The organism is Mucilaginibacter gossypii, from assembly GCF_900100945.1.
In the GTDB taxonomy this organism is placed as follows: domain Bacteria; phylum Bacteroidota; class Bacteroidia; order Sphingobacteriales; family Sphingobacteriaceae; genus Mucilaginibacter; species Mucilaginibacter gossypii.
Window position 1 is genome coordinate 95,480 of record NZ_FNCG01000021.1, and the last position, 14,536, is coordinate 110,015.

Consider the following 14,536-nt stretch of genomic DNA (forward strand, 5'->3'; position numbering starts at 1 on the left):
ATGTTTGTAACTGGAAAGTTACATTTGAGAGCTTTGGCACCTTTTATTAAAACTTGATGACGGCAGTTACATTTTGTAACAATTTATCGTAAGGTTATTTTATAAAAAGGGTACATGAGATTGTAATCAAATATAAGCTTTAATTATTAATACCGCCTGTTACAATTAAAATTTTCCATAGTATAACTATGACATACCTTGCTGATAAAAAGATCTCTATTGTTATACCATCCCATAACGAGGAAAAGAATATTAGTTATCTAATTGAGCAACTCCGCGAGACGCTTTCGCCCACAGGATATGCCTATGAGTTGATATTTGTTGATGATGGTAGCCGTGATAACACCTTAAATGAATTAAAGATCAATGCCGAGTTGCATCCCAATGTTTTTTATGTAGAGCTTTCGCGCAATTTTGGTAAAGATTATGCCCTTAAGGCCGGTATTGCAATGGCGCAGGGCGATGCCGTGATAACAATGGATGCTGATTTGCAGCACCCGCCACAACTGATCCTGAAGATGTTAAACCTTTGGGAAAATGGCTATGATATTGTTTATACCTATCGCGAAGGCGAAAACCCTCATGGTAAAGGTTATCAGAAAGTTACCTCAAAATTGTTTTACAAAGGCCTTAACATGCTTTCGGATATCAAAATGGAAAATGGCACTGCCGATTTTAGGTTGATTGATGAAAAAGTAGTAAAGCAGCTTAAACTGATTGACGAATACGAAATCTTTTTTAGGGGGATAATTAAATGGGCAGGATATAAACAGGTTGGCATTCCTTATGTACCATCAAAACGACATACAGGCGAGGCAAGCTATTCTTTTTCAAAGCTGGTTAAGCTTGCTGTAGGCAGTATCGTAGCTTTCAGCGCGCGCCCGCTTTATATTGTATCGTTAATTGGGCTATTGATTTCATCACTGGCTATTTTGTATATCCCTTATGTATTAGTAAGCTACTTTTTAGGTTACGCAGTTTCGGGATGGGCATCAATTATTGCTACCATAGCCTTTTTTGGCGGCCTTCAGTTGCTTGTGATGAGTGTTATAGGGGTATATGTGGGAAAAATTTTTATGCAGTCAAAACATCGCCCGCATTATATTATCCGGTCATCAAATGTTGTTATTGTAGATAATGATTTTATTAGGGTTTGATGTTGAGGAGTTTGATATGCCGTTTGAGTACGGCAAATCAATACCATTTGATGAGCAGCTTGAAATTTCAACAAGGGGTACCAATACTATACTCAAATTACTGGGGCAGAAAAATATAAAGGTTACTTTTTTTTGCACTGCCAATTATGCCATCAATAGGCCGGATGTCATCAAACAGATGGTGACCGAAGGACATGAAGTAGCCTCGCACGGGTATTATCATTCCGATTTTAAGGTTGAGCATTTAATGCAGTCAAAGCTGGCTTTGGAGAATATTTCCGGAACTGAAGTAACAGGTTTTCGGATGGCCCGGATGATGCCGGTGGATGAGGCTGAGATTGCGAAAGCGGGTTACGAGTATAACTCATCCATAAATCCGACATGGCTGCCAGGAAGGTATAATAATTTTGATAAACCACGTACCTGGTTTTATGATCATGATGTGCTGCAGATTCCGGCTTCGGTTTCGCCGGTAATACGTTTTCCGCTTTTCTGGCTGAGCTTTCATAATTTGCCGCTTTCTTTATTAAAAAGGATGGCCTCGGCAACGCTAAAAAAAGATGGCTACCTGAACCTTTATTTTCACCCCTGGGAATTTACCAATCTGCACGATAAAGAAAAGTTCGGTTTCCCGGGCTATGTTTCCAAAAACTCGGGCGAAGCTTTTGCACGAAGGATAGCTGATTTTATTGATTGGGCAATGGACAAGGGTTACACCTTTGGACGGACGGACGGATTTTGTGAAATAATCAAAAACAAAATTAAACAAGAGGCCGTATTACATTAACGAGCTGTTAAGCAGCTTATAGCAAATCAATTACCAAATTGATTGTTATTTTCAGCATAATTTTGCATATTTGCACCGCAAAAAAATATACAGTATACCATGGGTTCGAAACCATGCTTATATTTGTAGTTTAGGTGCGATGGTCCTATAGCTCAGCTGGATAGAGCAACAGATTTCTAATCTGTAGGTCTTTGGTTCGAATCCAAATGGGATCACTTATAAGAAAAGCCGTTTCGTATACATAGAAACGGCTTTTTTTGTACATGAGGGCACTTTTGAGGGCCGGCCATATCTTGAATAGACGCTCGTCGTAACAGCTTGTCCCGGAACACAGTGGGCAAGTTCAACAGAATCTCCACCTATCAACGAGTATCGTATCGACTTTATAGCCAGTTGTAAAAGTCATTGCTAAGTGAGTTCATGTGTGCTGCTTCCCCGGTAAGCGAGCTATAGACTATACGAAAGTCTGATGCTTTTTTCAGTAAAGCACAGCAGTCGGCGCAAGCCCGAATTGCTTTTTAAAGGCAAAGGAGAAATGGGACAGATTCTCGAAGCCCAGCTCAAGATAAATGTCTTTGGGCTTTTGGCTTTGCTGGTGGATGAGAAAGTAAGCTTCTTCCAATCGCTTTTTTGTCAGCCAGCGTCCGGGCGTGTCGTTATAGATTTGCTGGAAGTCACGCTTGAAAGCGGATAAGCTTCTGCCCGTCAGAAACGCGAAGCGCTCTAAAGGGACATTAAACCTGAAGTTCCGGGTCATGAAGGCTTCGATGTCTATCTTTTGCGGCGCACCGAAGTTGAACAATGCGGCAGCAAGGCCTGGGTCGCTTTTGAGCAGGATCAATAGCAGTTCTTCCCGCTTGAGATCTGCAAAAGCTTCCTCGATCTCGGCCTCGCCCCTATAATAGGGTTCGAGGGAATGGATGAAGCTGGTAAGCAGCTGATCGTCCTTGACCGGCAGGATGGAATCGTCTGACGTGGCGATGCCGGTATCTACCCTGTGCCGGGCTAAAAACCGTTTTAGAAAAGCTTCATCCAGCACGATGACGATCTTTTTAAAGTCACCGTCCTGTTGCTGCTTGGTGTAGCGTAGCAAATGGTTCTTACGGGCGATGCAGCTATCGCCGGGATGAAAGTGGTAATGCTTGTCGCCACTGTATGCAAGCATAGAGCCTTTTAGGAGGTACAGAAAGAAATGATCGGATATTACCTGTTCGGGAGATATTCCGGGCCCTAAATGACAGGATTGCAGACTACTGGTGATCATGCTCAAAAATACTTAATTCAAAAGACTATCCACACTTGCCAATATCACTTCTTCCTTACTGCGAGGATGCCAATTCAATACCCGCTGTGACTTTTCGTTGGAAATGGCGATATAGAAGGATTCATCCAGCGGTTTCAAGTCGGCGATGTTTCCGGCGTATTCGGGTCTTTCTTTCCGGATAAGCTCAGCCACGTCGTAAAGGCTCATGACCCCGGTGGCTGTTGCCAGGAAGCGCTCACCCGCTGCGGCCGGATGTGTCATTGCTTTGAGGTGAATATCGGCTACATCACGCACATCCACCACGCCAAAAGTGAAGGGCAGCGTTTCTTTGATCTGGCCATCCAATACGCCTTTCACAAAGCCGATAGAGGTGGAAAAGTCTTTTCCCAGGGCAGGGCCGAATACGCCTACCGGGTTTATTACGGTGAGTTCCATGCCGTCGCCCTCGCTGTTAATCCAGTCCCAGGCAGCTTTTTCGGCAATCGTTTTAGATTTGATGTAGGCGCGGTCTGTCAGTTCGGGGTCTGTCCAGTCTTCTTCGGTAAAGGTGTAGCCTTTGGGATCTTTGCTGTAGCCGATGGCAGCAAAGGATGAGGTTAATACCACGCGTTTCACACCGGCATGGCGGGCGGCTTTCAATACCCTTAATGCGCCATCCCGTGCGGGTATAATAAGGTCGTTGGCATCTTCGGGTTCTTCGGCAGGAAATGGGGAAGCTACGTGCAGCACATAGGTGCAGCCATCAGCTGCCCAATTCCAGTTCAGGTCATTAGTCAGGTCTGCTTCCACAAAGGCGAGGTTTTCAATGGATTTCATTCCGGCTCCTTTGAGCAGGTTAATTACTTCGTCTTTTCTTTTTAAGGAGCGAAGGGTTGTTTTAACAGTGTAGCCTTGTTGTAAGAGTTGAAGGATACAATAGATGCCAATGAAGCCTGTGCCGCCTGTTACTAATACGGTTGGCTGTTTGATGTTATTTTCCATGTTGAATTTTCTTTTGACAAAGATGGCGCTAATGCGGCTTGCCTGTTTTGTTTAGAAGTTCAATTTTGTTTTGTTTAAAAGTCCAGGAGATTTGATTTTGCTTTAAGCCGCTGACTATAAGGTTTAGCACATAACTGTGTTATTTACCAAGCGGATAAAGCATTTTAATTCCAATCTGTCTTTTTATTGATGTTAAAGTAACACTTAAAATTGCACTGAATTCCTTATGAAAAATTCTCATATCGCTGGCAAGTAAATATTAATATTTGTTTTTTCGGTATATCTATCGAACTTAAAATGAATGTTTATTTAACAATTAATTTAAGTTTTTATTTGATTATTGATTTAATTGATTTAGATTAGTAATACAATTAAAACCTAATTATAGTTCCCTCTACACGGTGAATTTTTATTGACTGGTAAACAAATTAGTTGTTTTCAATGAAGACGGACTGTAACTATTATAAACATCAAATTTATAATGAAATCAATTGAGTTAAATCATACTGACGACGTTTTATTGTTACAGCAAATAGAACAGGGCAGTCAACATGCATTTAATTTATTGTATGAAAAGCATTGGGGAAACGCCTATTCTGAAGCCTATAAACGTTTAAAGGATTCGGATCAGGCAAAAGATATAGTCCAGGAAGTATTTACCCATATTTGGCTCAAAAAAGAAAGTCTCCGTATTCATAATCTACCGGCTTATTTAACAGTAGCTATACGTAATAAGGTGTTTAAACTGGCTGAAAAGCAGAAAATCATTCATCCATTTTTTGATGTCATTGATGACCTGCCTGCATCTTGCCAACAAGCTGACGACAATTTGCTTTGGAAAGAGTTTTTAATATCTTATGAGGCACTTTTAAATACACTTCCTCCTAAAAGGCAAATTATTTTCCGGCTTCATTATCAGAACGATTTACCAACGAAAGAAATCGCGGCACAATTAGGTCTCACAAGAAAAACAGTTCAAAATCAGCTCGGAAAAGCTATTGAAAAATTGAAAGTGTCATTATTACCCTTCCTTTCTTTATTGATCATTTTATTTGGGCAATAAAATAATTAAGTCTGAAAAAAAATTTTTTAGCAGAGTGGGACTTTTGTTTGTTTATAGGTCATATCTATAATCAGTAGTACAACCTATTTTAAATGGACAAGCAATATTTTCTTGAACTGTTGCATAAATATCTCAATAATGAAGCAACAGATGAAGAACAACAATTTTTAGTTAAATATTATGAGTTGTTTTCTGCTGAGCCAGATATTGTTTCTCTATTGAGTGATGAGCAGAAGAAGGAAATCAGGGAAGAAATAAATGCCTCAATTTGGGAAAACATCGATAAACATACCGGTGTTGATAAAAAAATAATACGCCTCAAGACTTGGGGCAGAAAAATAGCTTCCGCAGCGGCAATCATTGGGGTTTGTGGCATAGGGTATTTGTTTTTACACAATAAATCGGTTGTTAAACCGCCCCAGTCATATTCGGCCCATCGGCCAAAACCTAACCTGTTTCTGGTACTGCCTGACGGAAGCAGGGTAATACTCAGCTATGGTAGCAAACTTAGTTATGCTTCATCATTTGATGGCCTTACGAAACGCGAAGTATATCTTACGGGTGAAGCCTTTTTCGATATAAAACACAACAACTTAAAACCGTTTGTTGTACACACCGGTAAAATAAAAACAATCGTGTTGGGTACTGCATTTGATGTAAAAGCAGTGCCCGGTGATAAAACCATAACAGTCACCGTTACCAGAGGCAAGGTAAAAGTCAGCAATAATAACAAGCTCCTGGGCATTATTGTTCCCAATCAGCAGATCACCTTTGACCGGCAAAAATCTATTTCAATGCAAACTAACATAAATGCAAAAAATTATACAATCTGGACGGCGAAGGATGATTTGTATTTTGAAGATGTAACTTTTGGGGAAGCAGCCAAGGTATTGGAAGACAGGTTTAAGGTTAAGATATTATTTACAGATCAGTTGGTTCGCTCAAAACACTTCACCTCTACTTTCAATAAATCTGCCAACCTGGATCAGGCATTAAAGAGCATTTGTGAGTTCAATGACGCCACTTATTCGTACGATAAAGCGAAGACTACCATAACCATCACCACTAAATCTCAAGCCAATTCAACTAAATCTCAAACCAATTAAACTTAAAGTATATGAAGAAAAAGTACCTCAAAAATCACAAACAGATCCTGTTTAAAAGAAGTCCGGATAGTTCTCCGGCATAAAAAACCCTCTGAACCATTTCCGGGGAAATAACCTCAGAGGGTCGCTAACGCTATTCGACTGCAATCGATTGTATTAGCCGGGTGTTTTAAATTTTAACATTCAATCGAAGACATTAATCACTTAAAACAAACTAAATTATGAATTTTTCCATAATTCTGGCAGAACCGCGGCATTTTGTTAAATACCCGCTCAGATTTCATCTGCTAATTGACTTAAATTTTAAACAGTGTATGAGAATCGGGATAATTTCAATGTTCATATTAGCTACTTCAATTCCTGTATTTTCAGCAGCCCCTGTAAAGAGTCAGACAATTGACCAGGTAGCGGTGAGTCTTACACTCAAGAATGAATCACTTGTAAAAGCTTTTCATAAAATCGAATCACAAAGCAGTTTTCATTTTATGTATCGCAATGATGATGTGAAGGATATTCTCAACCTGGATATTGCTGCCAGTAATAAATCGATAGCAGTAGTTCTGAAGGCCATTTTGTCTAACACTTTACTCAAATTCAGACAGATTGATGACCAGATATTAATTACAAAATCAAATCAGGATAAAGCGGCAACCGGTGAAAAAGCAGATGTCACTACTGATATAGTAGCATCCAAAGGCATAATTAAAGGAACGGTGACCGATTCAAAGGAGAGTCCGTTAGCGGGTGTTACGGTAAAACTGGATGGCGCAATTTCATTAAATAAAGCAACAGACGTTAACGGTAACTATAGCTTCGCTAATTTACCGGCAGGTAACTATACGCTCACTTTTACTTTTGTTGGTTTTAAATCGGTAACAAAAACATTAGCATTAGGGGAGGATCAGCAAAGTGTAATTAATGTGGTGTTAACGGAAAGTACAAATGGCCTGGACGAAGTTGTTGTAACTGGTTACGGAACACAGAAAAAGCGGGAAGTAACCAGCGCAATTACCTCTGTAAGTGCAGCACAATTTAATAAAGGTAATATCAGCGATGTTGCACAGTTATTACAAGGTAAAGTAGCCGGTCTTTCTATCGCACGCCCGGGTGGCGACCCTAACGGTGGTTTTGCCATCAGGTTAAGGGGACTTTCTACTTTAGGAGCTAACACACAGCCGCTAATAGTGCTTGATGGCCAGGTGGGGGCTGATATTAATACAGTTGATCCAAATGATATAAAAAGTATTGACGTACTGAAGGATGGTTCGGCCGCTGCCATTTATGGTACACGCGGGTCGGCGGGCGTTATCATTATAACAACCATCGCAGGAAAGAGAGGGATGTCAAAGCTTACTTATAACGTTTCAGGTACTGAAGAAACCCCTGCCAAATTTACCAAGCATATGACAGCCGCCGAGTTTGTTGCGCTTGGCAAAGGGACAAACTATGGCTCTTCTACCGATTGGAATAAAGAAATAACCCGTTCGGCTTTTTCACATGTACATAATTTAGGCATTTCGGGAGGTGATGAGCGTACTGTTTATGATGCAACTTTAAACTATCGCAATAGTCAGGGTGTTGCAATCAGAACTGGTTTTCAGCAATTAAATGGCCGTTTGAATATCACACACAAGGCGTTGGATAACAAATTGGTCCTCAATTTAAATATAAATACTACTAACAGAAACTCACAATTTGGTTTTCCCGATGCTTTCAAATATGCAACCATTTTTAACCCCACAGCACCGGTGCATTCTACAGATCCTTTATATGATTTAACCGGCGGGGGTTTTTTTGAATCCAACTTCGTTGATTATTCAAACCCGGTGGCAATGTTGGTTCAAAATACAAACGAAGCACGGAATAAGAAATTTAACATTGGCGGAACCGCGACGTATGAGCTAACTAAAGGATTGAAGTTTGCTACTAAATATTTTAAACAAACAACAAGCATCTATCATTCAGAGTACTCCCCAACTACAGCCTTTATTTCCAGGGGCTTTCCGTTGGGCAGTGGTTTTGGCCGTTCGGGTATTTCTGCAAAATTTGATGATGAATCTGAAAATAGCCTGCTTGAAAGCACCTTGTCTTACGACAAAACAATACATAAACTGGAGATTGCTGCTGTCGCCGGATATTCGTATCAGGATTTCTTCTACCAGGGATTTGATGCCCAGGGCGGTAATTTTGTAACTGATGCTTCGGGTCAGAATTTTGCAGCCGCTCTTGATTTTAAAAATGGTATAGGTGTAGTTGAAAGTTATAAAAATGAGAATAAGCTGATCTCGTTTTTCGGGCGGGTAAACTTAAACTATGATAATATCGCTTTCCTTTCGGCCAGTTTAAGAAGAGACGGTTCAACAGAGTTTGGTGTAAATAACAAATGGGGCTTTTTTCCTGCTGTTAGTGCAGGTTTTGATTTGAGCAGAATATTAAAGATTCAAAGTATAAGCAACCTTAAATTGCGCGGCAGCTACGGTGTTACCGGTGCATTACCACCGTTTCCGTATCTTTCATTGTCTACTTTATCAAATAGCGGCGGTACCTACTATGCGGGCAATGGTGTATACCTCAGTACCTACAGTGGCACCAGGAACCCTAACCCCGGTCTGAAATGGGAGAAAAAAGCTGAAACAGATATCGGTTTAGACTTTTCACTGTTAAACGGAAGGTTAACCGGCACATTTGACTATTTTAACCGGAAAACTACCGACTTGATTTTTGACGTTACGGTGCCTTCGCCACCGGCGTTATTCAACAACACATGGGAAAATATTGGTGAATTGAGTAACTCGGGTGTGGAATTAGCTTTAAGCTATGAAGCTATTAAAACACCTGACTTCAGTTGGACGACTGGTGGTAATATTTCAAGTTACCACGTAGTTTTAACAAAGCTGATTGACGCTTTAAAAGGTTCGTACGTAGGGGCTACCAACCTTGGCACTCCTGGCCAGGAAGCCACGCAGTTAACGAGGGCGGTAGAAGGTCAGCCGATCGGTATACTTTACGGGCCCAAATATGTAGGTGTTGACGCAAATGGTGTATACCAGTACTCTGACGGCAAAGGCGGCACTGTTGGATTAGCAAATGCGCCACGCCAGGTTATTGGTAATGGCTTACCTAAATTTGAATTTGGGATTACCAACGCCTTTAGATACAAACAGTTCGATTTTAACTTTTTTCTTCGCTCATCTATCGGTCATCAGTTAATCAATACTTACCGCGCGTTTTACGAAAATCCAAATGTTGCAACCAGCTACAATATAGTAAATACCAAATATTTCAATCCCAAAGTTACCGATGGTGCCGCATACAGCAGTTATGACGTTGAAAAAGCATCTTTCCTGAAATTGGATAACGCAACGTTTGGCTATACTTTCAAGATTGCCAAGAGTAGTAAACCGGGGATGATTAGCAGTTTGAGAGCCTATATTTCGGGCCAGAACCTTTTCACTATTACCGGTTATACAGGTGTCGACCCGGAGGTTAGGTACGCTGACTCTGGAAATGTGTTAGCTCCGGGTATCGACCGCAGGGAGACATGGGTTTATACAAGGTCATTTACCCTCGGCGTTAATTTGGGATTTTAATTAAGGTATTTCAAAGTTTAATATATACAAATTATGAAACATAAATCATTAACAAGATATTCGTTGCTGGTGTTTCTTGCTGCGGCTTCATGTACAAAGCTGGATGAAAAAGCATTGCTCTACGATCAGGTAACTGAGGATAGTTTTTATAAAACAGATAAGCAACTGGCGGCCGCTGTGGGCGCTGCATATTCTTCTATTTATGGTTATAACGGTGCTTTCTTTAACTTAAATGAGGTTACTACCGACGAGGTTGTTGTACCAACACGGGGCGCGGACTGGGGTGACGGTGGGCACTGGGTACGTTTAAAAACACATAAAACCAACAGCACCGATTCACAACCAGCTAATGGCTGGAGCCTTGGTTTCGGCGGGGTTACTACTTGTAACAAAATTTTAGCTGCCCTGGCTGTAAGTAAATCACCAACTGCTGCTACTTATGTAGCAGAATTAAAATGTTTAAGGGCCATTTACTACTACTGGCTGCTTGATTTGTTTGGCAACGTGCCTATCACTACTGATTTTTCGGATACCAAACCCCCTGCAACTAAAAGTCGGGCCGAGGTTTATGCTTTTATTGAATCAGAATTACTGGCAAATATTGAAAAACTACCCAAAATAGGCACAGGAGATGGCCCATACTATGGCCGTGTTACTTATTATGTTGCTGAAGCAACTTTGGCCAAGTTATATTTAAATGCCCAAACTTATACCGGGACCCCACAATATGATAAAGCATTAGCTGCATGTGATGTAATCATTAATTCCGGGAAGTATACCCTGATGAATAATTACGCTGATAACTTTTCAAGGAATAATACCAGTTCAACCGAGTCTATTTGGGCGATACCGTTTGATGGGGTTAAAGCGGGCGGCTTTAATATGAATATGGAGACTTTGCACTTGCAAAGCCAGAATACTTATCAAATGAATAACCAGCCATGGAATGGATTTGCTTCGGTACAGGAATTTTACCAATCCTATATTGACCCGGCGCAAAATCCGGGCCCGCAGGGAACAGTTGTAGGTCTTGACCCCAAAGGTACACCTACTACCGGTACCCTCGATAAGAGGATGCTGAATAATTTCCTTGTTGGACCTCAATACCAGGCTGATGGGGTAACCCCCTTAACAGACGGCGGTGCAGATGTGACGGATCCTAATGGTCCGCCTATTACCTTTACCCCTTACATTAACGAACTGCAGCCCAATGCCTGGAGACAGGCAGGTGCACGTATTGGTAAATGGCAATTTTATAAAGGTATGCAGACAAGTTTGGATAATGATTTGGCAATTTATAGATACGCTGATATTTTGCTGATGAAGGCCGAATTATTAGCCAGAAAAAGTGGCAATTGGAACGATCCGGTTACGCTTGCACTGGTTAATCAAATCCGAACAGTACATGGAGGGGTTGCACCATTTACCAGTTTAACTCCTTTAATATTTTTAGCAGAGCGCGGCCGGGAAATGTTCGCAGAAAGCTACAGAAGGCAGGACATGATCCGTTTTGGTGTTTATAATGATGCGTACCGTTTCCACCCGGCCGATCCGGATGCTCACGTTAATATTTTCCCGGTACCCGAACCTCAAATTAATGCAAATCCAAACCTGAAACAAAACCCCGGGTATTGATAAAATACCTGAGTTAGTAAAGGTGCTCTTTTAAGGAAAGCAAGTAATAAATCACTTGCTTTCCTCATTAAATACCACGGATTTACCTAATTGACCTGGATGTTGGTTTAATTGTTTGATTATTAGTTGGTTGTGTTTTGCTGTTTTGATTGAGTTGTTGTCAGCTCATCAGGTTTAGAAATTGCGACGACTACAATATTTGAACAAGGTGAAAAGGAACTTATTTTATATAAAGTGAATGATTAAACGGGTACTTAATATTATTCATGAGCTAATTGTATTATTGGTTTATTCTCCAATAAAACGTAGCTCCCCAAAGGTCATTTTATTTTTCACAGCCTTTTGGCGTTCCGTTATGGCGGCAAAGATATATGCTTCATGCACCGGGGCCAGCTATATTCGGCAGGTGTTGTTTTTTGCATTTTTATTTTTGATTGGCTGCAATACCAGTGAGCCTAAAAAAGACGAAGGCAACAAACTTTTTTCACTGCTTCCTTCATCATCTACAGGAATAACTTTTGCCAATGATGTTAAATATACCGAACAATTGAATGTTTATACCTACCGTAATTTTTATAACGGTGGGGGTGTTGGTATTGGAGATATTAATAATGACGGCTTGCCGGATGTTTTCCTTTGCGGAAATCAAAAATCAAACAGACTCTATTTAAACAAAGGCAACTTTCAGTTTGAAGACATAACCGATAAGGCCGGACTCTCTTCGGCAGGTGTCTGGTCAACTGGCGTTACCTTTGCGGATATTAACGGCGATGGGCTGTTGGATATTTATATATGTAAGTCGGGCGATTTTTCCGGAAAAAACAGAAGTAATCAGTTATTCATTAATAATGGTAACCTCACGTTTACCGAAAAAGCGGCCGAATACGGGTTAAATAATAAAGGCTTGTGTACTCATGCTGTTTTCTTTGATTACGATCACGACGGAGACTTGGATTGCTACCTTCTTAATAATTCGTTTCGTTCGGTAGGGAACTATGATTTGATCAAAGATCAGCGCAATATTCCTGATCCCCTGGGTGGGAATAAACTGTATCGTAACGACGGTAGTCATTTTACAGACGTGACCCAACAAGCAGGAATATACAGCAGCAAAATTGGTTTTGGATTAGGTGTAACCATTTCTGATGTAAACGGGGATGGCTGGGACGATATCTATGTTTCCAACGATTTTTTTGAACGTGATTACCTCTACATTAATAATCGCGACGGTACCTTTAAAGAGTGCCTTACCGACGCAATTAGGGAACTAAGCCAAAACTCAATGGGAGCTGACATAGCCGACATCAATAATGACGGCTATCCTGATATTTATGTGACTGATATGCTTCCTGAACCGGAATCAAGGTTAAAAACAAAAACAGCTTTTGAAAACTGGGATAAGTATCAGTCCGACCTCCAAAATGGATATTATCAGCAATTCCTTCGCAATGTTTTGCAGCTGAACCAGGGGCCGGTTATGAATAAAAACTTAGTCACAAATAAGATAAACTTCAGCGAGATAGGCCGGCTTTCGGGAGTTCATGCAACCGACTGGAGTTGGGGCGCACTGATCTCGGATATGGATAATGATGGGTTTAAAGACATTTTCGTTAGCAACGGTATTTATAAAGACCTAACCGATCAGGATTATATCCAATTTATGGCTAATCCGATACAAGTAAGAAAGATGATGGGTAGTGAGAAGGAGGTAATTAAGAAGCTGATAGATAGCATGCCCTCGGAGGCTGTGCCTAACTATGCCTACCGAAACAATGGGGACCTGACATTTACCAATAAGGCAGCCGAATGGGGACTTGGAGATCCGGGTTTTTCGAATGGTTCGGCGTATGGTGATTTAAATAATGATGGGGCGCTTGACCTGGTGGTTAACAATGTAAATATGCCGGCCTTTATCTACCGAAACAACAGCAGGAAGCTGGAGCCGGCGAATAAATATTTGAAAGTGGTATTGCAGGGCGAGGGGAAGAACCGCTTTGGCGTAGGGGCGCAGGTAACGTTATACTATAATCATATCTTAAACTACCAGGAGCAGGTTCCGTCGCGGGGATTTGAATCGAGTGTAGACACCCGGTTGAATTTCGGTTTAGGTAAAATAAAGGAGATCGATTCGATAGTGGTAAAATGGCCTTGCGGTAAGCAGAAAGTATTAAAAGGAGTAAAACCCAACCAGACAATCACGGTAAAAGAGGCTGAATCGGGACTGCCCGGGAAAGCAGTGAGGGGGGCAGCCGGTTCAAAGCCGGTGTTTGAACAGAGTACAGATAACCATGGGATAGACTTTGTGCACAAGGAAAATGACTTTATAGATTTTGACAGGGAAAAGCTGATCTTCCAGATGCACTCGGCCGATGGCCCGCGGATAGGTAAAGGCGATGTCAACGGCGACGGTTTGGAAGACTTCTATATCTGCGGGGCCAAAGACCAGCCAGGCGCATTATATATCCAAACCCGGGCGGGTCGTTTTAAACGGAGCAACGAAAAGCTGTTTGAGCAGGATAAGGCCAGTGAAGATACAGACTGTTTGTTTTTCGACGCGGATGGCGACGGGGACCAGGACCTGTATGTATGTAGCGGGGGCAACGAGTTCTCGGCTAACTCGACGGATCTGATCGACCGGCTATATATCAATAATGGGAAGGGTAATTTCAGCAAATCGCAACAGGTGCTGCCGTCATTTCAGTTTGAGAGCAGCTCCTGCGTAACGGCCGCAGATGTTGACGGGGACTGGGACCAGGACCTGTTTGTTGGAGTGCGTTTAAAGCCGGGTGAATATGGCTACCCGTGTAAGGGTTATCTCCTGCAGAACAATGGCAAAGGCTATTTTACAGATGTAACCGACGAGAGGGCCCCGGGCTTAACGGAATTGGGTATGGTTACCGATGCCAAATGGTTTGATTATGACCGTGACGGAAAACCAGACCTGGTGGCCTGC

At 41.5% G+C, this 14,536-nt stretch carries 9 protein-coding genes and 1 tRNA gene; 8 read left to right on the forward strand and 2 right to left on the reverse strand.

Going from position 1 to position 14,536, the window contains the following annotated elements; genetic code table 11:
* The first annotated feature begins 188 nt into the window (after nt 1–188).
* The 3 genes from BLS28_RS27145 (at nt 189) to BLS28_RS27155 (ending at nt 2,159) form a co-directional block, all read left to right on the forward strand.
* Nucleotides 189–1,157, forward strand: a complete 969-nt coding sequence (locus BLS28_RS27145; protein ID WP_091175157.1) for a glycosyltransferase family 2 protein — start codon at nt 189–191, stop codon at nt 1,155–1,157.
* A complete protein-coding gene (locus BLS28_RS27150) occupies nt 1,138–1,944 on the forward strand; it encodes a polysaccharide deacetylase family protein (protein ID WP_091175159.1) in 807 nt (268 codons plus the stop codon). The genes BLS28_RS27145 and BLS28_RS27150 overlap by 20 nt, the downstream gene beginning before the upstream one ends.
* Nucleotides 1,945–2,085: 141 nt before the next feature.
* A tRNA-Arg gene (locus tag BLS28_RS27155) sits at nt 2,086–2,159 on the forward strand.
* 263 nt (nt 2,160–2,422) lie between these two features.
* Here the strand turns inward: BLS28_RS27155 and BLS28_RS27160 are convergent.
* Nucleotides 2,423–3,109, reverse strand: a complete 687-nt coding sequence (locus BLS28_RS27160) for a helix-turn-helix domain-containing protein (protein WP_431198912.1) — start codon at nt 3,107–3,109, stop codon at nt 2,423–2,425.
* A gap of 111 nt (nt 3,110–3,220) precedes the next feature.
* Nucleotides 3,221–4,189: an SDR family oxidoreductase gene (locus BLS28_RS27165; protein WP_091175163.1), complete on the reverse strand. Its 969-nt coding sequence runs from the start codon at nt 4,187–4,189 to the stop codon at nt 3,221–3,223.
* Between the two features lie 481 nt (nt 4,190–4,670).
* On the opposite strand from BLS28_RS27165, the gene BLS28_RS27170 reads away from it, so the two are divergent.
* The 5 genes from BLS28_RS27170 to BLS28_RS27190 all read left to right on the forward strand — a co-directional run.
* Nucleotides 4,671–5,252 (forward strand): RNA polymerase sigma factor, encoded by a 582-nt coding sequence (locus tag BLS28_RS27170; RefSeq protein WP_091175165.1) that lies wholly within the window; start codon nt 4,671–4,673, stop codon nt 5,250–5,252.
* A 92-nt stretch (nt 5,253–5,344) separates the two neighbouring features.
* The gene (locus BLS28_RS27175) at nt 5,345–6,358 is read left to right on the forward strand and encodes a FecR family protein (RefSeq protein ID WP_091175168.1); all 1,014 of its coding nucleotides are present in this window, start codon (nt 5,345–5,347) and stop codon (nt 6,356–6,358) included.
* 314 nt (nt 6,359–6,672) lie between these two features.
* Nucleotides 6,673–9,948 carry a SusC/RagA family TonB-linked outer membrane protein gene (locus BLS28_RS27180; protein ID WP_176844576.1) on the forward strand — a complete coding sequence of 1,092 codons (3,276 nt, stop codon included), beginning with the start codon at nt 6,673–6,675 and terminating at the stop codon, nt 9,946–9,948.
* Between the two features lie 33 nt (nt 9,949–9,981).
* Nucleotides 9,982–11,583: a RagB/SusD family nutrient uptake outer membrane protein gene (locus BLS28_RS27185; protein WP_091175172.1), complete on the forward strand. Its 1,602-nt coding sequence runs from the start codon at nt 9,982–9,984 to the stop codon at nt 11,581–11,583.
* A 355-nt stretch (nt 11,584–11,938) separates the two neighbouring features.
* On the forward strand, nt 11,939–14,536 hold a 2,598-nt coding region (locus BLS28_RS27190; RefSeq protein ID WP_091175174.1), incomplete at its 3' end, for a VCBS repeat-containing protein.